Here is a 25,595-nt window from a genome sequence, read left to right on the forward strand (position 1 = left end):
GGATGTTTATTCCGCCCGCAGGCGCGGCCCGGTACCCCGACCGCATCCATGACGCCGTTTCCCGCCGGGGATATGACTACGACTGCATCCTGGGCGGGAAACTGCGTCGCCGGACGACGGCGGTGGCCGGCGACGCGGGCGTGGCACTGGGTTTCGACTCCGCTTCGCTGCGCTCAACCACCGGCGGGGGCGCCCAATAAGGCACGGGCGTACAGCCCGGGATTGGCCCGGACCTCGGTGGACACGACGAGGTGCCGGCGGGTGATGCGCCGGGCGTACCAGCCTTGGTAGGGGAGGGTGATGATGGAACCCAATCCGCCCTGCCACGCTTCGATGAGGGCGGGTAGGGACAGGTGCTCGGGGCTCTGCTGCACCCGGAGGGGCGGCGGAATTGGCTGCAGGGAGTTCTGCCACGTTCCGTAGGCATCCCAGTCGAGCCCCTTATCGCCATGTTCGGCATACCAAAATGGTGGGACCAGGGGGTGCAGGGGCTGGCCGGGGGCAGCCAAAGAACGGAGCATTTCCTGCGTTGGAAGCTGGCCGGACCGCGGCTCCTGGATCTCGTACCAATCCCAGGCCCGCCGCCACGCGACGGCCCAGCGGGCGCCCCACTCCTGAAGGCTGGCGGTGTCAGGCGCTGCGGAGGTGCCGCGTTCCGGCACCGGAACCAAGGGAGGTACATCGGCGTCGGCGGCGATGCCCCACGCGCTGCGGATGTACAACAGCATGCAGATGTTGGACGGCGCCGGGTCCACGCCGATGACCATGTCGTGCGGCCACGGGTTGCCCGGCCGAGGGTGCAGCAGTCTCATGAGGTCCCCACTCCAGTCTGGTTGCGTGGCTCCATCCTCGGCCAAAGCGGTACGGAGGGGAAGGGCTCGACGGCGGTGGGCGGGGTCTACGCTCGGCCCACGGGGTTTCGGCAGGCTCAACCACCGGGAAGGGTTTCGACGAGCTCAACCAGCGAATCGTCCGGGTACGCAAAAGGCCCCCTCCGAAGAGGGGGCCGTACGCGGAGACGGGGGGATTTGAACCCCCGGTGGAGTTGTGCCCCACACTTCATTAGCAGTGAAGCCCATTCGGCCGCTCTGGCACGTCTCCAGGTGCTGGTTCCGGTAGAAGCCCGAAACCAGCTTCCATAGATTATCTAGAAACAGGTGCACAAAGCAAAACGACGGTGCAGGTGCACGGGTCCGTGACCGCCTCCCGTGCGGTGGAGCCTAGATGGACCCCGCAGCGCCGGTGGTCCCGGTCAGTGCACGCCAGAGGAATTCCTGCGAGGCGGTGTGCAGCCGGGCGCTCTGCTTGTTGTCCGTGGCGCCGGCGTGCCCGCCCTCCAACGACTCGTAGAACCACAGCCCGGGAATGCCCATGGCCTCCATCCGCGCCGCCATCTTGCGCGCCTGCACCGGGCCCACCCGGTCGTCGCTGGTGGCGGTCCAGATGAACGTGGCGGGGTAGTCCACGCCGTCGCGCAGCAGGTGGTACGGCGAGAAGGTCTGGACAAACTCCCATTCCTCGGGCACATCCGGGTTGCCGTATTCGGCAATCCACGAGTAGCCGGCGGAGAGCTTGGTGTAACGGCGCATGTCCAGCAGCGGGACGCCGCAGGAGACGGCGCCGAAGATGTGCGGGTAGTGCGTGAGCATATTGCCCACCAGCAGCCCGCCGTTGCTGCGCCCCTCGCAGCCGAGGTGTTCGCGCCGGGTGACGCCGCGGCGGATGAGGTCCTCGGCCACGGCGGCAAAGTCCTCGTAGGCGCGGTGCCGGTTTTCCTGCAGGGCCGCGTGGTGCCAGGTGGGTCCGTATTCGCCGCCGCCGCGGATGTTGGCCACCACGTAGACGCCGCCGCGCTCAAGCCCCTCGACCTCCGCCCGTCGCGAGAGCCAGGTCCGGCCATTTGCCGCGCTGTAGGCCGGAGTCATCGAGTGCTCGAAGCCGCCGTAGCCGTAGAGCAGGGTGGGGTTGCCGCCGTCGAGCACCAGATCCTTGGCCGCGATCTGGAAGTAGGGCACCTTGGTGCCGTCGGCGGAGGCGGCAAAGTGCTGCTGCACCTCGTACGGTTCCGCGTCGAAGAACGACGGCGACGCCCGCACCAGGGCGGCGGCGCCATCGGCAGCTCCGGTGGACCCAAGCGTCCCGCGGTACACCGACGACGGCGTCAGGTAGCCGGTGGCGATGAGCCAGTAGTCATCGCCCTCCTCGTCGTCCACCGCATAGGCGTCCACGGAGTGCAGCGGCGGGCAGGCGTCAAGCTCCCTTGCCGTCCAGTCCTTGGCCGGATCCAGCACCAGGATGGTGGAGGAGACATCGCGCAGCAGGTTCAGCAGCAGGAAGTTCTCCGTCCAGCTCCAGGACTGCAGGGCGCTGCGCTCATCCGGAGTGAAGAGGGTGTGCAGCGTCCGTTCGCCGGCCAGATAGGCCTGAAGTTCCACGGCCAGCAGCGAGCCGGCGGCGTGGGTGGTGCCGTCAACGGTCCAGGCGGTGCGGGGGCGCAGCACCAGCCACTGCCGGTGCAGGGAGGTGCTGACGTCGTCGGGCACGTCGATGTGCACCCACTGGCCGTCCACGCGCAGGTGGCTGCGGCTGTTGTAGAAGTCCACGATGTCGAAGGCGACGTCCCGCTCAAAGCCGGGCGTGCTGTCGTGCACCGCGCCGCCGCTCTGGTGGTCCTCGGGGACCTCGAAGTACACCTCGGCGTCGGCCAGGGCCATGCCGCGGCGCAGGATCCGCGAGCTGCGCGGGTAGGAGGAGGTGGTCAGGGAGCCGGGGCCGAAGTCGGTGCCCACGTAGAGGGTGTCCGCGTCCAGCCAGGACAGCCGCGTCTTGGCGGTGGGGATCTCGAATCCGCCCGGGACAAAGGCGCGGGCGGCCAGATCGAACTCACGGTAGGCCACGGCGTCGCCGCCGTCGGGGGAGAGGGCCACCATCGCCAACCGGTACTCGTCCCCTTCCGCGGGGCGGAGCACGCTGGCGCCGGCCCAGACCCACTCGGTGTCCTCGGCGGCACAGAGCGCATCGACGTCGAGCAGCACCTCCCAGGAAGGGGTTCCGGCGGCGTAGCTGTCCCAGTCCGTGCGGCGCCACAGCCCGCGCGGGTTCTCCTCGTCGCGCCAGAAGTTGTAGTACCAATCCCCACGCTTGGAGACGAAGGCGATCCGGTCCTTGGAGTTCAGGGCTTCCAACACCGAACCCTCCAGAGCGAGGTAGTCCTCGGTCAGCAGCAGCTCGTCGGTGCGGGCATTGCGCTCGCGGACCCAGTCCAGCTGCTCTGTGCCGTAGATGTCCTCGAGCCAGAGGAATTCGTCCGCCGGTTCCGGGGCCAGCGCCGGCTCTGGTACCGGGGCAGAGGCGGCGCCGGATGGCGTGGGAGGTTCGGTGGCTGCGGGCACTGTGGCGTTGGTGGTGGAGGTCATGGATTCATCCTAGGCAGCGATTCCGGTGCCCGCCCGGCTGCCCCCGCCACGAGAGGTCGGTTAAGCTCAAGGCATGGTGGATGCGGGGAAACAGACGGTGGTTGTTGTGGGGGCAGGCCCTCGCGGCACCTCCGTGCTGGAGCGGCTGCTGGCCCGCCACGCCCGCGGCGGCACCGGGGAGCTGCACATCGATCTGGTGGATCCGTACCCCGCAGGTCCCGGCCATGTGTGGCGGACCGACCAGTCGCGCCTGTACCTGATGAACACCCAATCCTTCTTCCCCACGCTGATCCCCGGCCACGCACCCGCCGCCCCGCCGCTGCTGGGCAGCAGCTTCGACGCCTGGCGCCGCGGCCAGCGCGAGGACCCGTCGCCGGAACTCAGCACCGCCGACAAGACCGAGCTGGTGGGGCTGGAATCCACCGGCTTCCCCAGCCGCGCCCTCTACGGCCGTTATCTGCGCTGGACGTTCAACCGGCTGCTGGAGAGTCTGCCCGACGGCGTGAGCGTGCGGGTGCACGAAACACACGCCCGCCGCGTGGCCCGGCACGGCACCGGGTTCGCCGTCGGACTCAGCACGGGAGGGACGCTGGACGCGGACCACGTGGTCCTGGCCCTGGGGCACCTGCCGGCCCGGCTCAATGAGCGCGCCCGGCGGCTGGCGGACAAGGCCAAGGCTTCGGGGCTGAATTATTGGCCGCCCGCGGTGCCCAACGACGTCCAATGGGATGGGCTGCCCGCCGGCGAGAAGGTGCTGGTGCGCGGCATGGGTCTGAACTTCTTTGACGTGCTGGGCCAGCTGACCGAGGGCCGCGGCGGCCGCTTCGAGGACACCGGGCTGGCCCCGGGGGAGGCCGTGCGGTACGTGAAATCCGGCCGCGAACCACTGATCCTGGCCGCCTCGCGCCGCGGCACCCCCTACCGGGCCAAGGCCGAGCTGGACCGCTACTACCCGGCCAGCGTGCGCCTGCGCTTCCTCAGCGAGGACGCCGTCGCGGGCCTGCGCGCCATGGGCGCAACGGCCGGTTTCGACCACGATGTGTGGCCGCTGCTGCACCGCGACGCTATTTGGGCCTACTATTCCACGCTGGTCCGCGCCGTACCGGGCGCTGTATCGGACGACGGTTTCCTGGACCGGTTGGACGCCGTGCTGGACCTCGACGCCGCCACGGACGGTCTGCCGGGGCGCTCCTGGGAGCGCGCATTGGCGGTCCTCGTGGACGCCTCCGTAGTGCCGGAACACCGGCTGGATCTGAACGGATTGGCCCGTCCGCTGGCCGGGCGCAGCTTTGCCAGCCATGCCGAGCTCGACGACGCCGTGCTGGGGTACCTGCGCGAGGACGCCGCCGGCTCGGCCCGCGGCGAGGACGATCCGGTGAAGATGGCCATCGGCGCGCTGAACGCGGGGCGGGCCGTGGTGAAGTCGCTGGTGGCCGACGGCGGCATCACCGAGGAGTCCTGGCTGGGCGAGCTGCGCGGCTGGTTTGAATCCTTTGTGGAGGGGCTGGCCAGCGGTCCGCCCGCCCTGCGCATGGACCAGCTGGCCGCCTTGGTGCGCGCCGGCGTCGTCCGCTTCATTGGCCCGGACCCGGTGTTCAGCGTGGAGGATGGCCAATTCCGCGCGGATTCGCCGTGGGTCAAGGACACTCCGTGGCGGGCACGGCATCTGGTGGAGGCGCTGGCGCCGGCCAACCGCGTGCTGGAAAACCAATCGTCCCTGTTGGAGGGGCTGCTGGCCGATGGCCTGGTGCGTCCGCGCATCATGATCGCCGCCGACGGCGAGGCCGTCACCACCGCCGGTCTGGACGTCACGGCGCCGCCCTACCGCCCGCTGGATGCCAACGGCCACGCTGTGGAGGGGTTGTTTGTGCTGGGCCTGCAGCTTTCCGCCGTCCAGTGGGGCACGGCCATCGCCGCCGAATCCGGACCCGTCTACCGCAGCGGGGACAGGACGCTGCGCGACGCGGACGCCATCGCCGCAGCGATCCTCGGCTGATGGGGGATTCCCTGGCCGGCACCACTCTCCGACCGGCAACTCCGGCGGACCTGCCCTTCATCCTCCGCGGCGAACGCAGCTACATCCGCGAGATCGAACCCGCCGCTGAGGCCGGCTGGACCAACGCCGTGGACAGGAACCTGCAGCTCTGGGTGGACAACCTGGAGCGCGCCGCCATTGCAGAGGATGCGGGCGAATCGGTGGGCTACTACCTGTGGATGCCGGACGGCCCAGACGCGCTGCTGGCAACGCTCCACGTGGTGCCCACGCACCGCCGCCGGGGTCTGGGGCGGGTTCTGTTGAGGGCTTGGATGGATGACGCCCGGGCCCGTGGGGCCCAGCGGCTGCTTCTGGGCGTGCACTGCGACAACCCGGCGCGGATGCTCTATGAGCAGAACGGCTTTCTCCGCACCGGCACCGACGGCGACTATCTGAACTACCGGGCCGAGCATTAGGTACCTCCGCACCGGCTGCAGACGCCCGCACCTTCCAACGTTGGCACAGCCAGGATGAATTGCAGGTCCCATCAGGTGCACGGCGAACTCACGCCAAATCAGATCTTCCGACCCGCGGCTCCTTCGCTGGGGCCGGAAGGTGTTCGCTGCCTGTGGCTTCCAAGACGGAGGTGAGGCGCTCCACTTGGCCGGCCAGTCTTTGGACTTCCTGCCGCAATGTCGCATCGGCCTGTGCTGTGGCTGATGCCGCCCCTGTTGCTACGTGTTCCACCAGCCATGACGCAACAGAGGCTGTGACAACACCGAGAACGGCTATTCCCGACACCATTAGACCGGCAGCCACGCACCGGCCAACAAACGTGACTGGGTAGTAGTCGCCGTAGCCCACGGTGGCAATCGTCACCAATGCCCACCACAGGGCATCGCCAAAGTTCGTGATGTTTGACCCGTCCGCGTTCTCTTCGGCGTCCAGAACCGCGAGCGCTCCGCAATACACCAGCAGCGCCGCCGAACCGAGTACAAAAGTCAGGATGCGGCCGCGCAGGGCATTTCCGGCCGTGCGGTGGAAGACTCTGAGCAGCGCCCACCGGCCGCGGTTCGGGGCAAGGTACAGGTTCGCGGCATAGTCCACGACGAACACCGCCCACGTAGCCCAAATGACGACGTCCACTGCGAGGGATGGTGCCTCATTCAGGTTTGCAATGACCTGCACGGAATAGGCGGCGAGAAAAATCAGCGCGGCCGCAAACAAGGGCCATTCCGAGTGGCGCCGCCACCGATCCTGAGTCATTCCTCGATGATAGCCAGATGTCCGACGCAGCCTCGGCCGGACGTCCATGGGCTGCAATCCAGGGAATTCCGGCCAATTGGGACAAGAAAAGCGGCCCCATCACTGGAGCCGCTTCCCTATGTTCGCGCGGAAGGTGCGAGATTCGAACTCGCGGTACGGGGTCACCGCACACTGGTTTTCAAGACCAGCTCCATCGGCCGCTCGGACAACCTTCCATACCCTTGTAGTGTTTCATACGGTACGGCTTGCTACAAAAGGCGCCGGATCAAGGTCGGCACCAGCAGGAGGCAGTTATGAAGGCGATCGTCACCACGGAGTTTGGCGGCCCGGACGTCCTGCAGCTGCAGGACGTACCCGCACCCGTGCCCGGACCCGGTGAGGTGCTGATCGACGTCGTCGCCGCCGGGCTGAACCGCGCGGACGTGCAGCAGCGCCGCGGCTACTACCCGCCGCCGGAGGGCGCGTCCCAGATCCTGGGGCTGGAAATCTCCGGCAAGATTGCCGGTTTTGGCCCCAATGTGGCCCGCCCGTTCTCCAAGGGCGACAAGGTGGTGGCCCTGTTGACCGGTGGCGGCTATGCCCAACAGGTGGTGGTTCCGGCCGAACAGGTGCTGCGGATTCCCGACGGCGTGGACGTGGTCACCGCCGCGGCGCTGCCCGAGGTGGCCGCCACCGTCTATTCCAATCTCTTTATGACGGCGCAGCTGCAGGCCGGGGAGACGGTGCTGATCCACGGCGGCACTGGCGGCATCGGCACCATGGCCGTGCAGTTGGCCAAGGCGCTTGGCGCACGCGTTGCGGCCACGGGCTCCAGCGCGGAAAAGATCGGCACGCTCACCGGCTACCTCGGTGCGGACATTGCGATCAACTACAACGAAGAAGACTTCGTCGAGTCGCTGCTCCAGCAGACGGACGGCCACGGCGCCGATGTCATCCTGGATGTGGTGGGCGCCAAGTACCTCCAGCGCAACGTCGACGCCCTGGCCATGTACGGCCGCCTGGTGGTGATTGGGCTGCAGGGCGGGACGACGGCGGAGCTGAACCTGGGCACGCTGCTCGCCAAGCGCGGGGCGATCATCGGCACCACGCTGCGCGGGCGTCCTGTGCGCGAGAAGGGTGCCATCATGGACGCCGTACGCGAGCATGTCTGGCCGCTGCTCACCTCCGGCGCCGTGCAGACGGTGGTGGACAAGACGTTTCCGCTGGCCCAGGCCGCCGAAGCGCACCGCTACTTCGACTCCGGCAAGCACGTGGGCAAGATCCTGCTGCTCGCGTAGGGGCTCCAGCCAGAGGGCTGCCTGTAGGGTGGCGGCATGCGCGTGGAGGACGTCGACGAGCGGGACAGCTGCTGGGAACGGCACCAAAGCCGCTTCCGTGTGTACTTCTTCCGCGGCCGCCCGCTGGGGGCGTGGGTCTCCACGCACGACGTCACGGATGCCACGTTCGCGCAGACCATGGCCTGGGCCGAGGAAACGGTGGGCGCAGATCTGTATGCCATCGCCCTGGTCTCCAGCGATGACGAGGGCCGGCGCGGGCTCGTCTGGCTCCACGGCCTGGACGTCAATGACAATCACGAGCCCTTTGGCCTGGACCCGGAACCCGAGCCCGCCGCCCGCCTGCGCCGGGAAATGCTCCGGCACCGCAGGGAGCGGCTGCGCAGGGAGCGGCAGCGCAGCGCAGGCCTGGCCGATCCACCGGAGTAGCCAGCTGGAGCCAGCTACCGGCTACGGTGAGACGGCCGTGCCCAAGGAGAACGCGCCCTCCACCTTTGGAGCCCCTGGTTCGTAGAACACGTCCAGCTCCGCAATGGTGAAGCCTGCCTCGGTGAGCAGGTCCGCCGTGGACCGGGTCAGGTGGCAGCCGCCGACCAGCAGCATCTGGAGCGGCTCGAGGCGGTGCTGCCAGCGCTGCACCGCCGGATCGGGGGCGAGCCCGTGTTCAACGAAGTGCAGCGTGCCGCCGGGTTTGAGGACCCGGCGGAGTTCGCGCAGGGCGGCTCCCGCGTCGGGGATGGTGCACAGGGTCCACGTGGACAGGGCTGAATCGAAGCTGTCGTCGGCGAACGGCAGTGACTGACCGTCCAGCCCCGAGCGCTGCACCGGGACGGCCGCCGCCTCCAGGCGCGCGCCGGCCAGCCGCCAGGCCAGATCCGAGGGCTCGACGGCGGCCACCGAGGTGACCGCGGCAGGGTAGAAGGGGACGTTGTGCCCCGAACCGAAGCCGATTTCCACGACGTCGCCGCTCAGGCCGGTGCACACCCGCCGCCGGGATTCGTCGGCGGCCGCCACCCCGCAGGTGGCGTTGATGATCCTCGGCAGGATGCGCTCGCGGTAGATGCCCATGGGTCCTCCTTGTAAGTGCCGGTGCCGTGCCGCCTGGACCTACGCCCGCGGCGGCCGGCGGGCGAACTTCGGCGCGTGTTCGGGCCGCGGGCCGTAGCCGATCAACCGGGCCGGGATGCGCTTGAACGGTGGCACATGGCGGGCCAGCCAGATGATGAACCGCGGCGGCTGGACCTCCCGGCCGGAGAGCGCCGTGGCAAAGATGACCCGGTGCAGCAGCCGTTGGGCGCGTTGGATGACGACGGTGGGAAAGCGGCGGCGGCGTTCGACGGCGGCCAGGTGCTGCTCCGACAGCGTCCCCTCCAGAAGCGGCCCGGCCAGCAGAGTCGCTGCAGCCACCGCATCCTGGATGGCCAGATTGATGCCCACGCCTCCGGCAGGAGACATGGCGTGGGCGGCGTCGCCGAGCACCAGCAGCCCCGGCCGGTGCCAGCTCTGCAGCCGGTTCAGCTTCACATCGAGCATGTGCAGGTCATCCATTGAGGCAATCTCACCCACCCGGTCCGCCAATTCCGGGCGCAGGCCGGCGATCCGCTCCCGGAAGCGTTCCACGCCCTCGGCCCGCAGCCGCGCGTCGTCGCCCTTCGGCGCGAGGTAGGCAATCTGGAAGTAGGTGGTGCGGGTGAAGCTGAGCAGGATCTCGCTGCCCCGGAACGTCGGTGCCAGCGTGGCTTTCTGGCCGGTGTCGCCGGGTGCACGCGAGAGCCTGAACCACCAGGTGTCGAACGGCACGGGGAACTCCCGCGGCACCATGCCCGCCGCCTGCCGCAGCACTGAGCCGCGACCGTCGCAGGCCACCACCAGGTGGGCGCGGAGGGTCCCGGTGGCGCCGCCGCGGGTGCGGTAGGCGACGCCGGCAACCGTGCCGCCGTCGTGCACCAGCGAGGTGGCCTCTGTGTCCATCCGGATGCTGAAACAGGGTTCCCGCGCAGCGGCGGCCACCAGCAGGTTCAGCAGATCCCACTGCGGCACCATGGCGATGTAGTCGTAGGGTTTGGGCAGCGTGCCGAAGTCCGCCAGCAGCACGCTCCCGCCCGCGCCGTCAGGCAGTGAGAAACTGTCCAGCCGGCTCTGCGGGAGGGCGCGGAACTCGGCGCCCAGGCCCAGCTCGTCCAGCAGCCGCATGGTTGAGGCATGCACGGTATCGCCGCGGAAATCGCGCAGGAAGTCGCTGTGCTTCTCCAGCACCACCACCGTGATGCCGGCGCGGGCCAGCAGCAGGGCGCACATGATGCCGGCCGGACCTCCACCGGCCACCACCACCGTGGCGTAGTCCTCATCTGGCGTCGAGGCAGTCATCGATGCTCCCAACAAATCAATGGGTGGTGGCTTCATAGTGGACCTGCGTGTTCACGGCTGTCCAGAGTCCGCGCCGACCGCCGGCCACGGCACTGCACCCCGTCCGGGGCGTGTGGCAGTATGGCCCTATGAGTGAAGAGGCACAGGCCCCGGTGGAGGGCAAGACATTGGACCAGGAGCCCAAGGCCAAGCACCAAAGCGTTGCGGAACTGGTGGACCAGCCGGCCAAGGTGATGCGGATCGGCACCATGGTCAAACAGCTGCTGGACGAGGTCAAGAGCGCCCCGCTGGACGACGCAGCGCGCACACGTCTGGCGGAGATCCACGAGCGCTCCATCGCCGAGCTGGAGGACGGACTCTCGCCGGAACTCGTGGCCGAGCTGCACCGCATCAGCCTGCCCTTCTCCGAGACCGGTACGCCGTCGGACGCCGAGCTCCGCATCGCCCAGGCCCAGCTGGTGGGCTGGCTGGAGGGGCTCTTCCACGGCATCCAGACCGCCATGGCCGCCCAGGCCCTGGCCAACCAGCGCACCGCAGCCCAGCTGCAGTTGCGCCAGCTGCCGCCCGGAACCGTCATCGCCCCCGGCGTCATCGTCGGTGAAAACGGGGAGCCGCAGCGTGCTCCGGCCGGCCCGGGCAAATCCACTGCCGATGGCGACGGGCTTGGCCGCTCGCCCGGCCAGTACCTCTAGAGCGCTGGTTCATGGGTTTTTTCTCCTCCGTCCGGCAGGGGCGCAAGGACGACGCCGAACTGGGCACGGGCGTGTGGCGCCGTGCCCACGACCGCTTCCAGCGCGGCCTGGACCGCTTCCACCAGATGCTCGAAGGGATCGACGAGGGTCCCAGCTATGACGCGCTGGTGCCGCTGGCCAACGAACTCTCGGATCTTCTGCCGCGGGTGCGTGCCGTGGCGGCCGCCGCGCAGAGTGCGGCGCCGAGCACCGGCAATGACATCCCCGCCAGCGAGGGGGGCGAGCTGAACGAGGTGCACCGCGAGCTGTCCCGCAGCGGCAACGCCCTGGCCACAGCGGCCGAAGCCGTGGCCATGGTGCGCCTCGGCGTGGGCGATGTGGCCGCCGTCGAGCGCCGTGCCCACGCCGTCGCGGGGCACGTTGAACGGGCCGCGGAGCTGATGGATGCGGCCGGGCAAGGCAAGGCTTCTCACAGCTAGGCAAGGCACACAACACTTGTTCCGCCCCGGTGGGCTGCATAGGCTCGGGGCATGAGCACCCCTACCTTCACCGAACTTCTGTCCACCCAGGTAGCCAACGAGTTTGCCGCCTCCCAGCAGTACATCGCCGTCGCCGTCTACTTTGACGGCCAGGACCTTCCCCAGCTGGCCCGGCACTTCTACCAGCAGTCGCTGGAAGAGCGGAACCACGCGATGATGATGGTCCAGTACATGCTGGACCGCTCACTGCCCGTCGCCATCCCCGGCATTGCCGAGGTGCGCAACGACTTCACCTCCGTCACCGAGCCCATTGCTCTGGCCCTGGCGCAGGAGAAGCAGGTCACGCAGAACATCGAGGACCTGTTCCGTGCCGCCCGCAACGAGGGCGACTTCCTGGGCGAGCAGTTCATGCTCTGGTTCCTCAAGGAGCAGGTCGAAGAGGTTGCCTCGATGAGCACGCTGCTGAACATTGCCGAGCGCGCCGACAACCTCTTCGACATTGAGAACTACATTGCCCGCGAGACCGTGGGCGACAGCGGATCGGACACCACCGCTCCGGGTGCCGCCGGCGGCGCCATCTAGGCAGTGCGCACGGGGTCCTGGTCTTCCAGGGCCCCGTGGCAGAGCCGGTCCACCACTTCGGTCAGCATGGCCAGGCCGGCCACGATGTCCTCATCGGTGGTGTACTCGTGCTCGTTGTGGGAGATGCCGTCCACGCTGGGCACGAAGAGCATCACGGTGGGGACGATGTCCTTCATATTGGTGGAGTCGTGCCCGGCAAGGGTCATGACCGTCTTGTTGGACAGCCCCAGATCCGCTGCGACCTTGGCCGCGAGCTCCACGCCCTCGGGCTGGTACGGGGTCACGGGCCAGGAGTGCGAGTGGTTCTGCTCCACGGCGACATTGGCCAGCGCCTCGATCTCCGTGATGCGCTCGTGCAGCAGGGCGTCGGCCTCGGCCAGCACTGCCTCATCGGCACTGCGCAGATCCAGCAGCAGCGAGACGCGGGACGGCACCACCACGGGGGAGTTCGGGTAGACGTTGAGCTGGCCCACGGAGGTGTGCAGCACGCCGGGGAAGCGGTTGGCGAGCTCGCGGGCCGCCACCACCAGCATGGAGGCGCCCAGCAGGGCATCCTTGCGGTCCTCGATCACGGTGGAGCCGGTGTGGGCCTGCTCACCGTGGACGACGAACTCGTACTTGTTGGCGGCCCAGTTGGAGGAGACCAGGCCGATGGTGATGCCTTCACGCTCCATGCTGCGGCCCTGCTCGATGTGGATCTCCGCGCAGTAGGCGGCCGTCGGCCCGGCGAAGGTGCCGCGGCAGCCGATCGACTCCAGGGCCTCCCGCACTGACGTGCCGGCGGCGTCCGTCGTGGCCAGCGCCGTCTCCAGCTCCAGCTTGCCGGTGTAGACGGAGGAGCCCATCATGGAGGGCTTGAAGCGGGATCCCTCCTCATTGAACCAATTGACGACGGCGATGTTGAACGTGGGTGCCGAGGCTCCCGGCTCGTTCCACCGGGCCGCCAGCCGGAACGCCGCGTGGGCGGCGGCGAGGACTCCGTAGGCGCCGTCGTAGCGCCCGGCCGTCGGCTGGGAATCCATGTGGGATCCGACGACGACGAACGGTGCGCCGGGCACGGTTTCGTAGAGGCCCCACTGGTTCCCTGCCGCATCGAACTTCACGGTGAAGCCGCGGTCCTGGAGCAGGGAGGTGAGCCAGCGGCGCTGCTCGCCGTCGGCAGCCGTGCCGGCCTGGCGGTCCACGCCGCCGTTTTCGGTGGCCCCGAAGGTGCTCATGGTGTGGAAGTCCGCCACGAAGGCGGTGTCCAGGGCGGTGAAGCTGGTGGTGGATGTCATGGCGGTCCCCTTTGGACGGTGGTTCAAGAACTCGTGCTGGGATTCAGTGGACAGGATGTTGTGGGTGAAGCGGCCGCCGACGGCGGTGGCCAGGACGCGCAGGCCCGCAATGTTCTCCGTGGTGAGCGGCGAGCCGGACAACACCGTGAAATCGGCAAGCTTGCCCGCCGCCAGTGAGCCCTTTTCCGCCGCCGTGCCGGTGGCAGCGGCGGCTCCGGTGGTGTACGCAGCCAGGGCCTCGTACGGGCTCAGGCACTCCTCCGGACTGCCGAAAACGGCGCCGGAGGAGGTCTTGCGGTCCACAAAGGCCTGCATGCCGCGCAATACGTTTCCGTCGGCCACGGGCCGGTCCGAGCTGCCGGCGAGGGTGACACCGGCGGCCAGGAATGAGGCGGCCCGGTAGGCCCACGGCAGCCTCTCGGCGCCGAGCGAGGCTGCCATGGCGTCCCCGCCGTCGTGGAAGAAGCTGGCCTGGGGCGTCACGGCAATGCCGGCAGCGGCGAGGCGGGCCAGCTGGTCCGGGCGGACCACCGAGGCATGCTCAATCCTGTTGGGCATCGTGCGCGGGCCGTACGTGGCGCCGCATTCACCCAGGATGTCCAGGGCCAGATCCACGGCCCTGTCGCCGATGGCGTGCGCCGCGATCGAGAATCCGGCGGCGTAGGCGGCCTCGATCCGCTCCCGAAGCAGTGCGGGATCGGCTTGGAAGTAGCCGGTGTTTCCGGCGTTGTTCTTGGCACCGTGGCTGCAGTAGTCGGCGCTCACGGCCGCCGTCTCACCCAGCAGCGAGCCGTCCAGGAACACCTTGGCCGGCCCGATGAAGAGCATGTCGCCACCGAAACCGCTGGCGATGCCCAGGTCAAGGCCGGCCGGCGCAGCGGCGGATCCGCCGCCGTCGTCCTTGTGCCCGCCCAACGGGTGCAGAACATTGAGCACCGGCATCACCTGGGCCCGGGCATGCAGCCTGCCGGCGGCGGCGGCCCGCTGGTAGGCGGCCAGCTCCACGGGGCTGTGCCCGATCCAGCCGCCGCCCACGCCGGCCTCGGTGAAGCTGGTGATGCCCTCGGCGGCGTAGTGCCGGGTGGCCCGCTCCAGTGCCGCCTCAATGTCAGCGGTGGAGTAGGGCAGGATCAGCTGCTGGACCAGCGACTGGGCCGTTTCCTGGACCAGCCCCGTCGGCCGGCCGGCGCCGTCGCGGACAATCACACCGCCGTCGGGATCCGGGAACGACGGCGACTCCGCCCCCGCCAGCCGGAGCGCGGCGGTGTTGACCACGGCCATGTGGCCGGAGTTGTGCCGCATGAACAGCGGCCGGTCCCCGGTGATGCGGTCCAGGGCGGCGATGTCCGGAAACGCGCCGTCATGCTGCTGCTGGCTGAAGCCGGTGGCCAGCAGCCAGCCGTTCGCGGCGGCGGATTTCCCGCCGTCGGCCGCCGCAGCGTCAGAAACCGCAGCCTCAAGCAGCTCGTACAGCTGAGCCAGCCCGCGGGCCCCCGAGACGTCCAGCTCCGCCAGGCCCAGCCCAAACCACGTGGTGTGGCAGTGGGCATCGATGAAGCCCGGGGTCACGATGGCACCGTCCAAATCCAGGACCTCGGCGGCGTCCAGCCCGTCGACGTCGTCGTCCAGGCCAACAATCCGCCCCGCCCAGATGCCCAGCGAGCGGGCACTGGGGCGGTGGGCGTCCATCGTGATGATGTCCGCGTTGCGCAGCAGGAGGTCCAGTTTCATGGCACGCCTAGCGGTGGGAGGTGGTGACGGATTTGAGGCGGGTGTAGTCCTCCAGGCCGTAGACGGAGAGGTCCTTGCCGGTGCCGGAGTGCTTGAAGCCGCCGTGCGGTGCCTCGGCCGGGATCACCTGGTGGCAGTTGATCCACACGGCGCCGAAGTCCAGCTCGTTGGAAACCCGGGTGACCACGCCGTGGTTGTTGGACCAGACGGAGGAGGCCAGCGCGTATTTGGTGCCGTTGGCCAGTTCGATGGCCTCCTCCTCGGTGGTGAACGGCTGCACCGTGACGACGGGGCCGAAGATCTCATCGCACACCACCTCGTCGCTCTGGAAGACGCCGTCGATCACCGTCGGCTGGAAGTAGTAGCCGGTGCCGGTGCGCTTGCCGCCGGAAACCACCGTGGCGTTCTCCGGCAGCCGGTCCAGGAAGCCTTCAACGCGCTCCAGCTGGGCCGCGCTGTTCAGCGGGCCAAGGTCCGCGTTCTCGCCGCCCACGGTGAGGGCGTCGGCAGCGGCGCCGAGGGCCGCGGAGAACTCCGCGTGGATGGACTGTTCAACCAAAACACGGGTGACGGCTGTGCAGTCCTGGCCGGCATTGAAGAAGGCGCCCAGGGCGATCTCCTTCGCAGTCTGGGCGATGTCGACGTCGGCAAAGACGACAGCGGGTGCCTTGCCGCCGAGCTCCAGGTGGACATCCTTGAGCGTGGCGGCCGCGGCCGACATGACCTGGGCGCCGGCGCGGGTGGAGCCGGTGATGGAGACCATCTCCGGGATCTCATGGTCCACCATGGCGGCGCCGGCCTCGCGGCCGCCGCAGATGATGTTCACCACACCGGCGGGGAACACCTGCTGGGCCAGTTCGCCCAGCAGCACGGTGGACCAGGGGGTGGTGTCCGCGGGCTTGAGGACCAGGGTGTTGCCGGCGGCCAGGGCCGGGCCGATCTTCCAGATGGCCATCATGAACGGGTAGTTCCACGGGGTGATCTGGGCGACCACGCCCAGCGGCTCGCGCCGCAGCGTGGACGTGAAGCCCTGGACATACTCCGTGGAGGCGGTGCCGGAGACCACGCGGGCGGCGCCGGCGAAGAAGCGCAGCTGGTCCGCCCCGCGCAGGACCTCCAGCTCGCGGGTCGCGGCCCGGGGCTTGCCGGTGCATGCCACCTCGGCCTCCACGAGCGCGTCGACATTGGCCTCGATGAGGTCCGCCAGGGCCAGCAGCAGCGCCTGGCGTTCGCCCGGCGTCGTGCGCTTGTAGCTCATAAAGGCCTGCTGGGCGGCACGGAAGGCGGCGTCGACGGCGTCCGCGCCGCTGTCCGGGGCGGTGCCGATCTGCTGGCCCGTGGCGGGGTCGAAGAACGGCAGGGTGGCGGGGGCCTCGACGGGGAGGCCGTTGATGATGTTCTTGAGCGTGGTCATGGCGGGCTCCGGTCAGTTGCTCTGGGGGGAACGGGTGGTGGGGTCCTGCGGCAGGTGCAGCACGGCCGGCAGCCCGGAGGCGGCGGCGCGGCGGAAGGCGGCGGGGAAGTCCTCGGCCCGCTCGACGCGTTCGCCGTGGCCGCCGTAGGAGCGGGCCAGGGCGGCGAAGTCCGGGTTGGTCATGTGCGTGCCGGAGGGCCGGCCCGGGTAGTGGTTTTCCTGGTGTTCGCGGATGGTGGCGAAGATGCCGTTGTCCACCACCAGCACGATGAACGCCGCGCCGTGGCCCATGGCCGTGGCAATTTCCTGGCCGTTCATCATGAAGCAGCCGTCCCCGGCCACGGAGATGACCTGCCGGCCCGGGTACGCCAGGGAGGCGGCGACGGCGGCCGGAATGCCCATGCCCATGGCGCCGTTGCGCGGTGCCGCCAGCGAATTCGCCGAGTTGTGGGCCAGGTAGCGGGCCGGCCAGAGGGCGTGGTTGCCGGCGCCGAAGGTCAGGACGGCGTCGTCGGCCATTTCCTGCTTGAGCAGTTCCATCACGACGCCGAGGTCCACGCCCGTTCCGCCATCGGGCTGTGCTGCGGAGAACTTCAGGTGCTCGGCGCGGGCCCCGGCCAGCCAGCCGGGGGCCGGTGCGACGGCGGAGTCAGTGCCGGCCAGCATCAGGGAGAATGCCGTGGCATCGGCGGTGATGTGCTGGTCCTCCCGGCCGAAGTGGCCCAGCAGGTTGGCATCGGCGTTGACCACCACGGTGTTGGCGTCCAGGCCGCGGGTGTAGCCGTCGGAGAGGACATCGCCGCGGACGCAGCCAATGAAGAGGAGCAGGTCAGCCGCGTCCAGGCGCTCGGCATTGGCATCGCTGCGGCCGTAGCCCAGGTATCCGGAGTAGGCCTCCGAGGAGTGCGGAACGGCGTCGTAGGCGCGGAAATCGGCCAGCACGGGGATGCCGTGGCGGGAGGCCCAGCCGGCCAGCGCGTCTCCGGATTCCTGGGTCCAGCCCTCGCCGCCCACCACGACCAGCGGGCGGGCGGCCGCGGCGAGGCGGGATTCCAGCTCGGCCATGGCCGCCGCTGCGGGCTCCGGACGCGAGATGCGGCGCGGCTCCACGGTGCCGGCGTCGATCGCGTGGACCAGTACGTCCTCCGGCAGGCCGATGACGACGGGGCCGGGGCGGCCGCTGAGGGCGGTGAAGATCGCGTCGTCCACCACGCGGGCGGCGGAGGCGGCGTCGTCCAGGGTGACCACCTTCTTGGCGGTGCTGCCAAACCAGGCGTTGATGTCGAATTCCTGGAAGGATTCCCGGCCGCGGTCCGCCACCGGGATCAGGCCCACGAACAGGATCATGGGGGTGGCGTCCTGGTGTGCGGTGTGGATGGCGATGAAGGCGTTGGCCGCGCCGGGTCCGCGGGTCACCATCGCGACGCCGGGCAGGCCGGTCAGGCGGCCCTCGGTGAGCGCCATGAACCCGGCACCGCCCTCGTGGCGGGTCACGACGGTTTCGATGGAGGAGCCGTGGAGGCCGTCCAGTACGTCAAGGAAGCTTTCACCGGGGACGCCGTAGACGCGCTTGATGCCGGCACGTTCGAGCTGGGCAACGATCAGATGGCCTGCGGTTGTGGTGCTCAATGCTTCATTCCTTCTTCTGTGGTGCTCAGACCGGACGCACGGCGCCGGACAAGAGTGGGGGCTCGGGGTGGACGGTGTGGACAAAGCCGGCTGCGGCAACCCTGCCGCGGCATGTGATGGGACTCACCTTCGGGCCTGAATCCATTGTTCCAGTAGTTTCATCCAAAATATCTAGCGGTGCACCACGGAAACGGGGCCTTAGAATGTGAAAATGCACAATCTTGAAATCCCCGTTGGCAGCGCCCGCTGGGCCGAATTGGTGGAGCAGTTGCACGGACGCCTGGATGGGCTGGTTGATCTGTTCCTGGAGCGCGTCCGCGAGATCCCCGAATACGCCGAAAACCGGGTGTCCACGGCCCAGATGCGCGACGCCGCGCGTGAGACGTTCAGACGGCTCGTGGACGGGCTGCGGGACAAGCAATTGCAGCACTTCTCCGTCAACGGCGGCCACGACTCGCTGGTCCGGTTCTCCTCGGAGCTCGGCGCCAGGCGGGCCAGGGACGGGATTTCACCGGAGGCGCTGACCTCCGCCGTCCGGCTCGATTTCAGCATCCTCTGGGGGGATCTGCTGCAAATCTCCGAGCCGGAGGACGCGGCCCTGCTGACCTCCCGGGTGGACCAGGTCTGGCAGGTGGTGGACGAGTTCGCCACCAGGACGCACTCCAGCTACTCCAATGAGCGCGTGAGAATGGCGCAGGAGGAATCAAACATCCGCCGGGAGTTCATCGCCCGGCTGTTCAGCAAGACGGACCTCTCTGCCGAAACCATCAGCCAAGCCGGCGCGGCGCTGGCCACCGACCCGGAGGCAGCGTTTTCCATCGTCGCGGCGAGCGGGGAGGCCGCAGCCAGGCTTCGAGGCGCCGCGGCCCAGGGCGGCTGGCCGGCGCCATCACACCGGTTGTTTGTCCATGAATTCGGCGGCAGCACCTATGTGTTCTGGTCGCTGGCCAAGACCTCCGGCACCCTCCGCCCCGGCGCCCTGGAGCCGTACCTGCCGCCGGCCATCGCGGGCATTCCCTGCGGCTACGTGGAGGCGTTCTCCGGCCTGCGCGCGCTGCCGTCCGCCGCCCGGACGGCCGAACGCCTGGCCCTGCTGCTCCACTCCGGGGACAGCGGACCGCTGACGGCCGAGGCGGCCTGGGCGCGGCTGGCCAAACAGCAGCTCCAGGATGCCGGCCTCGACCTGTGGGGGGATCTCGACGACGATCTGGCCGAGTGCCGGGGTGGGGAGCGGGAGCGGCTGGAGGAGACGGTGCGCCACTTCCTGTCCACGGGCAACATCACCACCACGGCGCAGGAGCTGTTCTGCCACCGGAACACCATCCTCAACCGGCTCAACCGCTTCCAGGAACTGACGGGGATCGACCTGACCGTCCCGGCGCAGGCGGCGCGACTGGTTGTGGCGTGGGCCTAGGCCGGATCAGCCCGGGAAAACTGGAGCTGTGTGAACACACATTCTCGCCAGGTCTTTGGTGGGATTTCAGCCATTGAAGTGTGGTGGGCGACACAGCCATAGTTGAATTCATCCTCTTCGGGCACTCGTCCCTACACTCATCTGGAGATTCTGATGGCTCAATCGGTAGCAACCGACTCCGCATCAACGGCGCGGCTGGACCTCGTCAAAATGCGCAAAATTGCCCTGGCCAGCGTCATTGGCACCACTGTCGAATGGTACGACCTGTTCGTCTTCGGCACGGCCTCGGCCCTCGTGTTCAACAAGATCTTCTTCCCCAGCTTCGACCCCATCGTGGGTACGATGCTGGCGTTCGGAACGTTCGCCTCGGCCTACATTGCCCGCATGGTGGGTGCCATCATCTTCGGCCACTTTGGAGACCGTCTTGGCCGCAAGTCCATGCTGCTCGTCTCGCTGCTGACCATGGGTGCTGCGACGTTTGCCATCGGTCTGCTGCCGGACTACAACAGCATCGGCATCATGGCGCCACTGCTGCTGCTGTTCCTGCGTGTCATCCAGGGTCTGGCCCTCGGCGGCGAGTGGGGTGGGGCGGTCCTCATGACCGTTGAGCATGCTCCCGCGGCCCGCCGCGGCTTCTACGGCTCGCTGGTCCAGGTGGGCGTCCCGGCCGGAACGCTGATCGCCAACATCGCCTTCCTGATCGTGGCCTCCACAGTCAGCAGCGATGACCTGCACGCCTGGGGCTGGCGCATTCCGTTCCTGGCCTCCGCGCTGCTGGTGGCCGTGGGCATCTACATCCGCCTCCACATCGAAGAAACTCCGTCCTTCCAGGCCGTCAAGAGTGCCGGGGCGAAGGCCAAGATGCCCTTCGCCGCGCTCATGGCCAAGTACTGGAAGCAGGTCGTCCTCGGCGGCATCGCCACCCTGTCCACGGGCAGCACCTTCACGTTGCTGGTGGCCTCCGGCGTCTCGTACGGCAAGAAGCAGCTGGGCCACTCCGAAAGCCTCATGCTCTGGGTGGTACTGGCTTCCTGCGCCCTGTGCTTCGTGTTGATTCCGTTCTTCGGCAAGCTCTCCGACAAGCACGGCCGCAAGCCCATCATCTACGCCGGTGTTGCCGCCGAGGCACTGCTCGCCTTCCCGATGTTCTGGCTGATGGACACCAAGTCCGTGGCGCTGCTGTTCATCGCCTACCTGGCCATGATGACGGCCTTCGCCGCCAACTACGGCCCCATCGCCACCTTCCTGGCCGAGCTCTTCGGCTCGAAGGTCCGCTACTCGGGCCTGTCGGTGGCCTACATGCTCTCCGGCCTGCTGGGCAGCGCGGCCACGCCGTTCATCACCACCTGGCTGCTGGGCCTGACCGGCCAGAGCTCCTCCATCGCCTGGTACATCATGGGTGCCGCCATGGCCTCCCTGGTTGCCCTGTACCTCCTGACCGAAACCCGCCACGGCAACATCGACGCCGTGGACGTCTCGCCGGTTGACGCGGCGGCCGCCAAGTGAGCGCCGTCGAGCGTCTGGCCGAGATTCCGGGACAGGCAGCCGCCGTCGGACCGTTCTCCCACGCGGTGATTGCCAACGGTTTTGTCTTCACCTCCGGCCAGATACCCGCCATCACGGGCCTGGACGACCAGCCGGACACCTTCGAAGGCCAGGTGCGGCAGACCATTGAGAACCTGCGCACCGTCCTGGAGGCTGCGGGATCGTCCCTGGCGCATGTGGTCAAAGTGAACACGTACCTGACGGATCCGTCCCAGCTCGAGGAGTACAACCGGGTCTACGTGGAGTACTTTGGCACCGCGAAGCCGGCGAGGACCAGCGTCTGTGTGAGCCTGTGGGGCGTGTCGCTGGAGATCGAATGCGTGGCCGTGCTGGCCACCGCGGAGCAGGAAGCATCATGAGCACCGCGCTGCTTCCCGATCTGGTTCCCGCGCTGGCGGCCGTCAGCTACCCGACCATTGGGCACTTCCTCGAGGACGGGTTTGTCGACCCCGCTATCCAGTCACTGCTCGACGGCGTCAAGATCGCCGGCCCGGCCGTGACGGTGCGGATCGCCGACAATGACGCGATTGCCATGAACCACGCGCTGCTGGCCCTGCGCCCGGGCGATGTGCTGGTGGTGGACATGTCCGGCGACCACCGTCACGCGCCGGTGGGGGCCGTCACGGCCGCCGCCGCCGTGGCCCAGGGTGCGGCAGGCGTCGTCGTCGACGGCGTGGCGACCGACGTCGTGGAACTGCGGGAGACCGGCCTGCCGGTGTTTGCCCGCGGCACCTCCTGCCTGACGACCAAGCGGCTCTATGGCAGCGGCTCCGCCGTCAACGTCCCCGTCCAGTGCGGCGGCGTGACGGTCCATCCGGGCGATCTGGTGCTCGGGGATGACAACGGGCTTGTGGTCCTCGCCCCCGGGGTGGTCGAGACGGTGCTGGAGCAGGTGCTGGCCTCGGACGCTGCAGAGCCGGCAATCCTCGCCCGCATCGCCGCCGGCGAACCGCTCGCCTCGATCCTCGCGGTCTAGGAGTTCCCGGCACCACCGCCAAAAATGCCACCGTTTCCGGTTTCTGCCACCGCTCTACCCCACGTGTCAGGCTTGACTGTTACACAGCGTGTTCAGTCCGGTCTGGTGCGTGGGGCGGGGAACGGATCGTCAATGTTTGAGATTCCCCAGCGTCCCTCCAGGAACCACAGCTTCTCGAAGGAGCAGAAGTGGTCGTTGCTGTTGGAGTATGACAAGTGCCTTGACCGGGGCGCGAAGGCCGCGTTCTGCCGGACGGTCGGCCTCACCGCCGGCACGATGCGAGACTGGGCCATCGCCCGTGAACAGGGCCGCCTCATGCCCCCGGGCACTGCAGGGAAATCGACGAAACCGGAAATGAGCGGGTGGATGAACAACCGTGATCGTGACGAGCTGAACCGGCTGCGCAGGGAGAACGAGACGCTGCGTGCCAAGTTGGAGAAGTCCGAGGCCGCGGTCGACATCCTGGGAAAAGCGTCCGCACTTCTGGATGCCTTGGCCAGGAGTGCGACGGCGACGGATCCGCATCTGGAAGGCCCGGTACCGGGACGTCCGGACTGGTTGGCGAAGACGACGCCACACCAGGTGGAGGACCACAGCGCCGAGTGATCATCCTGGGCATAGTCGCGGGCCTGGTCGCTGCGGACTGGGCCGTCCGGGCCGCCTGCCGGGTGGCTGGTGTGTCCCACATGTACTGGTACCGGTCCCAGGCCCCGGAAACGACCCGGGGCATCCAGATCCCGCACAAGGACCGGGCCTATCCGAACCGGATCAGTGAGGATGTTTGCCAGGAGCTCTTGGCCCGGTTGAACGCGCCCGAGTTCGAGGACCTCTCCATCACCCAGGCCTGGCACCGCTTGCTCGACGGCGGGGAATACTATGCCTCGATGGCCTGCACACACCGGATCGTGAAACGGGCCGGGCAGAACGGGGACCGCCGCCCCCAACGGGCCCCCGGCACCGGTGCCGTCCGCCCCAAGCCGGTTCTGGAAGCCACCGGCCCGAACCAGGTGTGGTGTTGGGACATCACGGACCTGCATGGCCCCGGCCGGCAGCACCTGAAGCTGTACACGGTCATGGATGCCTTCTCCCGCAAGGTCGTCGGCCACCGGGTCGAGCAGTCCGAAACCGCGGTCCACGCCGCGGAGCTGATGGAGGCATCCGTGCTGGCCAACTGGGGCGCCCCGGAGGTGATGCATGCCGACAACGGGGCGGCCATGCGTGCCGGGCACACCTACGACATGTACCGGATGTTGGGGATCCGTCCCTCACATTCGCGCCCCCGGACCTCGAACGACAATCCGTTCATCGAGTCGCTGTTCAAGACCGTGAAGTACTCCCTGGCGTTCCCGGGCCGCTTCGATTCCCTCGAACACGCCCGGGACTACACCCAGGGGTTCTTTGCCGGCTACAACGAGAACCACCGCCATGCGGGACTGAACGGGTACACGCCCGACTCCGTGCACGGAGGGTACTGGAAAACGGTCCGGACCCTCCGGCAGGAAGTCCTCGACGAGCATTACGCCCGAAACCCGGAACGATACACCCGCCCGCCGATCATCCAGCCCCCGCCCCGCGAGGTGTGGATCAACCGCCCCAACCACCAGCTGTCACACACAGCTTGATAAATTCCGTCTACAGGGCGCAGATTCCGGAAACGGTGGCATTTTTCATGGGCCGGAACGAACGGTGGCACAAAAAACCCCTCCGCCACAAGGGCGAAGGGGCTTAGGCTCGTGGAGCCTCCAATCAGAATCGAACTGATGACCTTTTCATTACGAGTGAAACGCTCTACCGACTGAGCTATGGAGGCATGCGCCTTGCAGATGGGGCCTTTCGGTCCCGTTCGTTCAACGCAAGATAAAACTCTAATGGAGGCTGCGGCCAAGTCAAAATCGGGCCCTCAATAAGGAGTGCACCGCAGAAAAGAAGACGATCGCCGTCGGGGAGCATGTTCGCGCATGTTCCCCGACGGCGATCGTCTTCGAAAGTGGGTCCCGCAGCTAGCAGCGCAGCCCGTCAGTGGGGACTGTGCCATCCACGAAGTAGCCGTCGACGGCGTCGGTGATGCACTTGTTGGCGCGGCCGTAGGCGGTGTGGCCGTCGCCGTCCCAGGTCACCAGGACGCCGGAGGACAGCTGCTCGCTCAGCGCGACGGCCCACTCGTACGGCGTGGCCGGATCGCGGGTGGTGCCGACCACCAGGATCGGGCCGGCGCCGTCGGCCGTGATCTTGGCGGGCTCATCCACGGGCTGGTACGGCCAGCCGGCGCAGGTCAGTCCGGAGTAGCTCAGCAGCTTGCCAAACGTGGGGTAGGCGGCCTGCAGGGCCAGGGAATCGGCGTGCATCGAGGCGGGGTCCATGTCCATCCGGTAGTCGAGGCAGTTGATCGCATTGAAGGCGAAGGCCGTGTTGGAGCCGTACTTGCCGTCCAGGCCACGGTCCGCGGAATAGTCGGCCAGGGCCAGCATCGCCGAGGAGTCGCCAGCGAAGGCCTTGGTCAGTGCGGCGGAGAGCAGGTCCCAGAGGTCTGTGGAATACATGGCAAACGCCACGGCATTGGTGAACTCGGTGGCCGTCAGCAGCCGGCCGTCGCGGGTTCGCTGCGGATTGCCGGCGTAGACGGCGTTGAGTTCGCGGATCTGCTCCACAGCCTGGTCCGGGGTGCCGCTGACGGGGCAGTCGGAGTGGGTCATGCAGTTGGTGGCCCAGGCGTGGATGGCCGTTTCAAAGCCCTTGGCCTGGCCGCGGGAGATGTCCTCGATGTCCAGGCTCGGGTCCATGGCGCCGTCGAGCGAGAACCTCCCCACCTTGGAGGGGAAGAGGCCGGCGTAGGTGGCGCCCAGCTTGGTGCCGTAGGAGAAGCCCATGTAGTTCAGCTTGGGATCGCCCACCACGGCGCGGAGGATGTCCATGTCTTTGGCGGAGCTGACGGTGTCCACGAAGCCCATGACAGCGCCGGTGTTCTTGGCGCATTCGGCGGCGTAGGCCTCGTTTTCCGACGTCAGGCGGGCCAGATCGCCGCTGTTGTCCAGATCGTAGGACTCCTGGCGCATCCTGTCCCGGGTGGCGTCGTCAACGCACTGCACAGGGGAGGATCGCTGCACGCCGCGGGGGTCGAAGCCCACCACGTCGTAGGCCTTGCGCAGCTTGGCCGAGAAGTAGCTCTGGCCGCCGTCCTTGACCATGTCGTAGCCGGAGGCGCCGGGTCCCCCCGGGTTGACCAGCAGCGAGCCCTGCTTGGTGCCCGTGGAGGGCAGCCGGATCGCGGCCAGAGAAATGGTGTCGCTGGCCGGGTTGGCGTAGTCCATGGGGACCTTGACGGTGGCGCACTGGAAGTTCTCTTCGCAGTTGGTCCACGTGACCGGCTGGGAGTAGAAGGACTCCAGGGCCGCCGGCACGTCGCCGATCACGCCGGGAGCGGCGCTGGTCACGGCCGGGCCGGTGACGGCAGGAGGGAAGAGCACCGAACAAGAGCTCAGCAGCAGGGCCGCGACCACGGATGCGGCGGCCGCAGCCAGCGCGCGCGGGCGTCGTCGAATAGTGCGGGCAGCATTCATG

At 68.2% G+C, this 25,595-nt stretch carries 23 protein-coding genes, 3 tRNA genes and 1 pseudogene; 14 read left to right on the forward strand and 13 right to left on the reverse strand.

Annotation, left to right across the window (positions count from 1 at the left end):
- Positions 1-2 precede the first annotated feature (2 nt).
- Positions 3-200 (forward strand): hypothetical protein, encoded by a 198-nt coding sequence (locus K254_RS25835; protein WP_155848637.1) that lies wholly within the window; start codon positions 3-5, stop codon positions 198-200.
- Here the strand turns inward: K254_RS25835 and K254_RS0120020 are convergent.
- The 3 genes from K254_RS0120020 to K254_RS0120030 all read right to left on the reverse strand — a co-directional run bounded on the left by K254_RS0120020 (position 174) and on the right by K254_RS0120030 (position 3,416).
- Positions 174-812 carry a hypothetical protein gene (locus K254_RS0120020; RefSeq protein ID WP_026556842.1) on the reverse strand — a complete coding sequence of 213 codons (639 nt, stop codon included), beginning with the start codon at positions 810-812 and terminating at the stop codon, positions 174-176. The two genes, K254_RS25835 and K254_RS0120020, sit on opposite strands and share 27 nt — an antisense overlap.
- A gap of 201 nt (positions 813-1,013) precedes the next feature.
- Positions 1,014-1,101, reverse strand: a tRNA-Ser gene (locus K254_RS0120025).
- A 119-nt stretch (positions 1,102-1,220) separates the two neighbouring features.
- Entirely contained in the window at positions 1,221-3,416 is a 2,196-nt protein-coding gene (locus K254_RS0120030; RefSeq protein WP_026556843.1) for a prolyl oligopeptidase family serine peptidase, read from the reverse strand.
- Positions 3,417-3,489: 73 nt separating this feature from the next.
- Here K254_RS0120030 and K254_RS0120035 point away from each other — a divergent pair, with 73 nt between their 5' ends.
- Both K254_RS0120035 and K254_RS0120040 read left to right on the forward strand, forming a co-directional pair.
- Entirely contained in the window at positions 3,490-5,412 is a 1,923-nt protein-coding gene (locus K254_RS0120035) for an FAD/NAD(P)-binding protein (RefSeq protein WP_026556844.1), read from the forward strand.
- Positions 5,412-5,867, forward strand: coding sequence for a GNAT family N-acetyltransferase (locus K254_RS0120040; RefSeq protein ID WP_035750413.1), 456 nt, complete (start codon positions 5,412-5,414; stop codon positions 5,865-5,867). The genes K254_RS0120035 and K254_RS0120040 overlap by 1 nt, the downstream gene beginning before the upstream one ends.
- A gap of 88 nt (positions 5,868-5,955) precedes the next feature.
- Here the strand turns inward: K254_RS0120040 and K254_RS24425 are convergent, their stop codons facing one another.
- Both K254_RS24425 and K254_RS0120050 read right to left on the reverse strand, forming a co-directional pair.
- The gene (locus K254_RS24425; protein ID WP_231391925.1) at positions 5,956-6,705 is read right to left on the reverse strand and encodes a potassium channel family protein; all 750 of its coding nucleotides are present in this window, start codon (positions 6,703-6,705) and stop codon (positions 5,956-5,958) included.
- 79 nt (positions 6,706-6,784) lie between these two features.
- Positions 6,785-6,872: transfer RNA gene (locus K254_RS0120050), tRNA-Ser, on the reverse strand.
- A gap of 78 nt (positions 6,873-6,950) precedes the next feature.
- On the opposite strand from K254_RS0120050, the gene K254_RS0120055 reads away from it, so the two are divergent.
- Together K254_RS0120055 and K254_RS0120060 are read left to right on the forward strand one after the other, a co-directional pair.
- A complete protein-coding gene (locus K254_RS0120055; protein WP_026556846.1) occupies positions 6,951-7,934 on the forward strand; it encodes an NAD(P)H-quinone oxidoreductase in 984 nt (327 codons plus the stop codon).
- A 36-nt stretch (positions 7,935-7,970) separates the two neighbouring features.
- Positions 7,971-8,360: a hypothetical protein gene (locus tag K254_RS0120060; RefSeq protein ID WP_026556847.1), complete on the forward strand. Its 390-nt coding sequence runs from the start codon at positions 7,971-7,973 to the stop codon at positions 8,358-8,360.
- Positions 8,361-8,381: 21 nt separating this feature from the next.
- Here K254_RS0120060 and K254_RS0120065 read toward each other — a convergent pair whose 3' ends face one another.
- Together K254_RS0120065 and K254_RS0120070 are read right to left on the reverse strand one after the other, a co-directional pair.
- Positions 8,382-8,999 (reverse strand): class I SAM-dependent methyltransferase, encoded by a 618-nt coding sequence (locus K254_RS0120065; RefSeq protein WP_026556848.1) that lies wholly within the window; start codon positions 8,997-8,999, stop codon positions 8,382-8,384.
- A 39-nt stretch (positions 9,000-9,038) separates the two neighbouring features.
- On the reverse strand, positions 9,039-10,298 hold the full coding sequence (locus K254_RS0120070) for an FAD-dependent oxidoreductase (protein WP_026556849.1): 1,260 nt from the start codon (positions 10,296-10,298) through the stop codon (positions 9,039-9,041).
- Positions 10,299-10,426: 128 nt separating this feature from the next.
- Between K254_RS0120070 and K254_RS24430 the strand changes: the two genes are divergently transcribed.
- The 3 genes from K254_RS24430 to K254_RS0120085 are packed head-to-tail and all read left to right on the forward strand — an operon-like array spanning position 10,427 to position 12,051.
- Positions 10,427-10,990 carry a bacterial proteasome activator family protein gene (locus K254_RS24430; RefSeq protein WP_051389436.1) on the forward strand — a complete coding sequence of 188 codons (564 nt, stop codon included), beginning with the start codon at positions 10,427-10,429 and terminating at the stop codon, positions 10,988-10,990.
- A gap of 11 nt (positions 10,991-11,001) precedes the next feature.
- Positions 11,002-11,469, forward strand: a complete 468-nt coding sequence (locus K254_RS24435; protein WP_051389437.1) for a hypothetical protein — start codon at positions 11,002-11,004, stop codon at positions 11,467-11,469.
- 51 nt (positions 11,470-11,520) lie between these two features.
- A complete protein-coding gene (locus K254_RS0120085) occupies positions 11,521-12,051 on the forward strand; it encodes a ferritin (protein WP_026556850.1) in 531 nt (176 codons plus the stop codon).
- Here the strand turns inward: K254_RS0120085 and K254_RS0120090 are convergent.
- From K254_RS0120090 to K254_RS0120105, 4 genes and pseudogenes are all read right to left on the reverse strand, one after another.
- Positions 12,048-13,328 carry a M20 family metallo-hydrolase gene (locus tag K254_RS0120090; protein ID WP_026556958.1) on the reverse strand — a complete coding sequence of 427 codons (1,281 nt, stop codon included), beginning with the start codon at positions 13,326-13,328 and terminating at the stop codon, positions 12,048-12,050. The two genes, K254_RS0120085 and K254_RS0120090, sit on opposite strands and share 4 nt — an antisense overlap.
- Before the next feature lie 75 nt (positions 13,329-13,403).
- A pseudogene (locus tag K254_RS24440) lies at positions 13,404-15,059 on the reverse strand (amidohydrolase); the annotation flags it as partial.
- A 7-nt stretch (positions 15,060-15,066) separates the two neighbouring features.
- Positions 15,067-16,473 carry an aldehyde dehydrogenase family protein gene (locus K254_RS0120100; protein WP_026556851.1) on the reverse strand — a complete coding sequence of 469 codons (1,407 nt, stop codon included), beginning with the start codon at positions 16,471-16,473 and terminating at the stop codon, positions 15,067-15,069.
- Positions 16,474-16,485: 12 nt separating this feature from the next.
- Positions 16,486-18,102 carry a thiamine pyrophosphate-dependent enzyme gene (locus K254_RS0120105; RefSeq protein ID WP_026556852.1) on the reverse strand — a complete coding sequence of 539 codons (1,617 nt, stop codon included), beginning with the start codon at positions 18,100-18,102 and terminating at the stop codon, positions 16,486-16,488.
- A 211-nt stretch (positions 18,103-18,313) separates the two neighbouring features.
- Between K254_RS0120105 and K254_RS0120110 the strand changes: the two genes are divergently transcribed.
- The 6 genes from K254_RS0120110 (at position 18,314) to K254_RS0120135 (ending at position 23,659) form a co-directional block, all read left to right on the forward strand.
- The gene (locus K254_RS0120110; RefSeq protein ID WP_026556853.1) at positions 18,314-19,516 is read left to right on the forward strand and encodes a helix-turn-helix domain-containing protein; all 1,203 of its coding nucleotides are present in this window, start codon (positions 18,314-18,316) and stop codon (positions 19,514-19,516) included.
- Positions 19,517-19,669: 153 nt separating this feature from the next.
- Positions 19,670-21,022 carry an MFS transporter gene (locus tag K254_RS0120115; RefSeq protein WP_026556854.1) on the forward strand — a complete coding sequence of 451 codons (1,353 nt, stop codon included), beginning with the start codon at positions 19,670-19,672 and terminating at the stop codon, positions 21,020-21,022.
- Positions 21,019-21,420 carry a RidA family protein gene (locus tag K254_RS0120120; protein WP_051389438.1) on the forward strand — a complete coding sequence of 134 codons (402 nt, stop codon included), beginning with the start codon at positions 21,019-21,021 and terminating at the stop codon, positions 21,418-21,420. The genes K254_RS0120115 and K254_RS0120120 overlap by 4 nt, the downstream gene beginning before the upstream one ends.
- Positions 21,417-22,037 carry an RraA family protein gene (locus tag K254_RS0120125; RefSeq protein WP_026556856.1) on the forward strand — a complete coding sequence of 207 codons (621 nt, stop codon included), beginning with the start codon at positions 21,417-21,419 and terminating at the stop codon, positions 22,035-22,037. The genes K254_RS0120120 and K254_RS0120125 overlap by 4 nt, the downstream gene beginning before the upstream one ends.
- A 132-nt stretch (positions 22,038-22,169) precedes the next feature.
- Positions 22,170-22,643: a hypothetical protein gene (locus K254_RS24445; protein WP_035750416.1), complete on the forward strand. Its 474-nt coding sequence runs from the start codon at positions 22,170-22,172 to the stop codon at positions 22,641-22,643.
- A complete protein-coding gene (locus K254_RS0120135) occupies positions 22,640-23,659 on the forward strand; it encodes an IS3 family transposase (RefSeq protein ID WP_026556857.1) in 1,020 nt (339 codons plus the stop codon). Before K254_RS24445 ends, K254_RS0120135 begins: the two co-directional genes overlap by 4 nt.
- 112 nt (positions 23,660-23,771) lie before the next feature.
- Here the strand turns inward: K254_RS0120135 and K254_RS0120140 are convergent.
- Positions 23,772-23,847, reverse strand: a tRNA-Thr gene (locus tag K254_RS0120140).
- Between the two features lie 190 nt (positions 23,848-24,037).
- Positions 24,038-25,594, reverse strand: a complete 1,557-nt coding sequence (locus K254_RS0120145; protein ID WP_026556858.1) for an alpha/beta hydrolase — start codon at positions 25,592-25,594, stop codon at positions 24,038-24,040.
- Position 25,595: the final 1 nt, after the last annotated feature.

This window comes from Arthrobacter sp. 35W, from assembly GCF_000482545.1.
Taxonomy (GTDB): domain Bacteria; phylum Actinomycetota; class Actinomycetes; order Actinomycetales; family Micrococcaceae; genus Specibacter.

What these genes read in the sequence shown, in the direction of transcription:
- K254_RS0120085 (WP_026556850.1), top strand. Translation starts at nt 11,521, where the DNA reads ATGAGCACCCCTACCTTCACCGAACTTCTGTCCACCCAGGTAGCCAAC.
- K254_RS0120145 (WP_026556858.1), bottom strand. Translation starts at nt 25,594, where the DNA reads ATGAATGCTGCCCGCACTATTCGACGACGCCCGCGCGCGCTGGCTGCG.
- K254_RS24425 (WP_231391925.1), bottom strand. Translation starts at nt 6,705, where the DNA reads ATGGACGTCCGGCCGAGGCTGCGTCGGACATCTGGCTATCATCGAGGA.
- K254_RS0120035 (WP_026556844.1), top strand. Translation starts at nt 3,490, where the DNA reads ATGGTGGATGCGGGGAAACAGACGGTGGTTGTTGTGGGGGCAGGCCCT.
- K254_RS0120060 (WP_026556847.1), top strand. Translation starts at nt 7,971, where the DNA reads ATGCGCGTGGAGGACGTCGACGAGCGGGACAGCTGCTGGGAACGGCAC.
- K254_RS24445 (WP_035750416.1), top strand. Translation starts at nt 22,170, where the DNA reads ATGTTTGAGATTCCCCAGCGTCCCTCCAGGAACCACAGCTTCTCGAAG.
- K254_RS0120040 (WP_035750413.1), top strand. Translation starts at nt 5,412, where the DNA reads ATGGGGGATTCCCTGGCCGGCACCACTCTCCGACCGGCAACTCCGGCG.
- K254_RS0120055 (WP_026556846.1), top strand. Translation starts at nt 6,951, where the DNA reads ATGAAGGCGATCGTCACCACGGAGTTTGGCGGCCCGGACGTCCTGCAG.
- K254_RS25835 (WP_155848637.1), top strand. Translation starts at nt 3, where the DNA reads ATGTTTATTCCGCCCGCAGGCGCGGCCCGGTACCCCGACCGCATCCAT.
- K254_RS0120125 (WP_026556856.1), top strand. Translation starts at nt 21,417, where the DNA reads ATGAGCACCGCGCTGCTTCCCGATCTGGTTCCCGCGCTGGCGGCCGTC.
- K254_RS0120020 (WP_026556842.1), bottom strand. Translation starts at nt 812, where the DNA reads ATGAGACTGCTGCACCCTCGGCCGGGCAACCCGTGGCCGCACGACATG.
- K254_RS0120115 (WP_026556854.1), top strand. Translation starts at nt 19,670, where the DNA reads ATGGCTCAATCGGTAGCAACCGACTCCGCATCAACGGCGCGGCTGGAC.
- K254_RS0120065 (WP_026556848.1), bottom strand. Translation starts at nt 8,999, where the DNA reads ATGGGCATCTACCGCGAGCGCATCCTGCCGAGGATCATCAACGCCACC.
- K254_RS0120100 (WP_026556851.1), bottom strand. Translation starts at nt 16,473, where the DNA reads ATGACCACGCTCAAGAACATCATCAACGGCCTCCCCGTCGAGGCCCCC.
- K254_RS24435 (WP_051389437.1), top strand. Translation starts at nt 11,002, where the DNA reads ATGGGTTTTTTCTCCTCCGTCCGGCAGGGGCGCAAGGACGACGCCGAA.
- K254_RS0120030 (WP_026556843.1), bottom strand. Translation starts at nt 3,416, where the DNA reads ATGACCTCCACCACCAACGCCACAGTGCCCGCAGCCACCGAACCTCCC.
- K254_RS24430 (WP_051389436.1), top strand. Translation starts at nt 10,427, where the DNA reads ATGAGTGAAGAGGCACAGGCCCCGGTGGAGGGCAAGACATTGGACCAG.
- K254_RS0120090 (WP_026556958.1), bottom strand. Translation starts at nt 13,328, where the DNA reads ATGACATCCACCACCAGCTTCACCGCCCTGGACACCGCCTTCGTGGCG.
- K254_RS0120110 (WP_026556853.1), top strand. Translation starts at nt 18,314, where the DNA reads ATGCACAATCTTGAAATCCCCGTTGGCAGCGCCCGCTGGGCCGAATTG.
- K254_RS0120070 (WP_026556849.1), bottom strand. Translation starts at nt 10,298, where the DNA reads ATGACTGCCTCGACGCCAGATGAGGACTACGCCACGGTGGTGGTGGCC.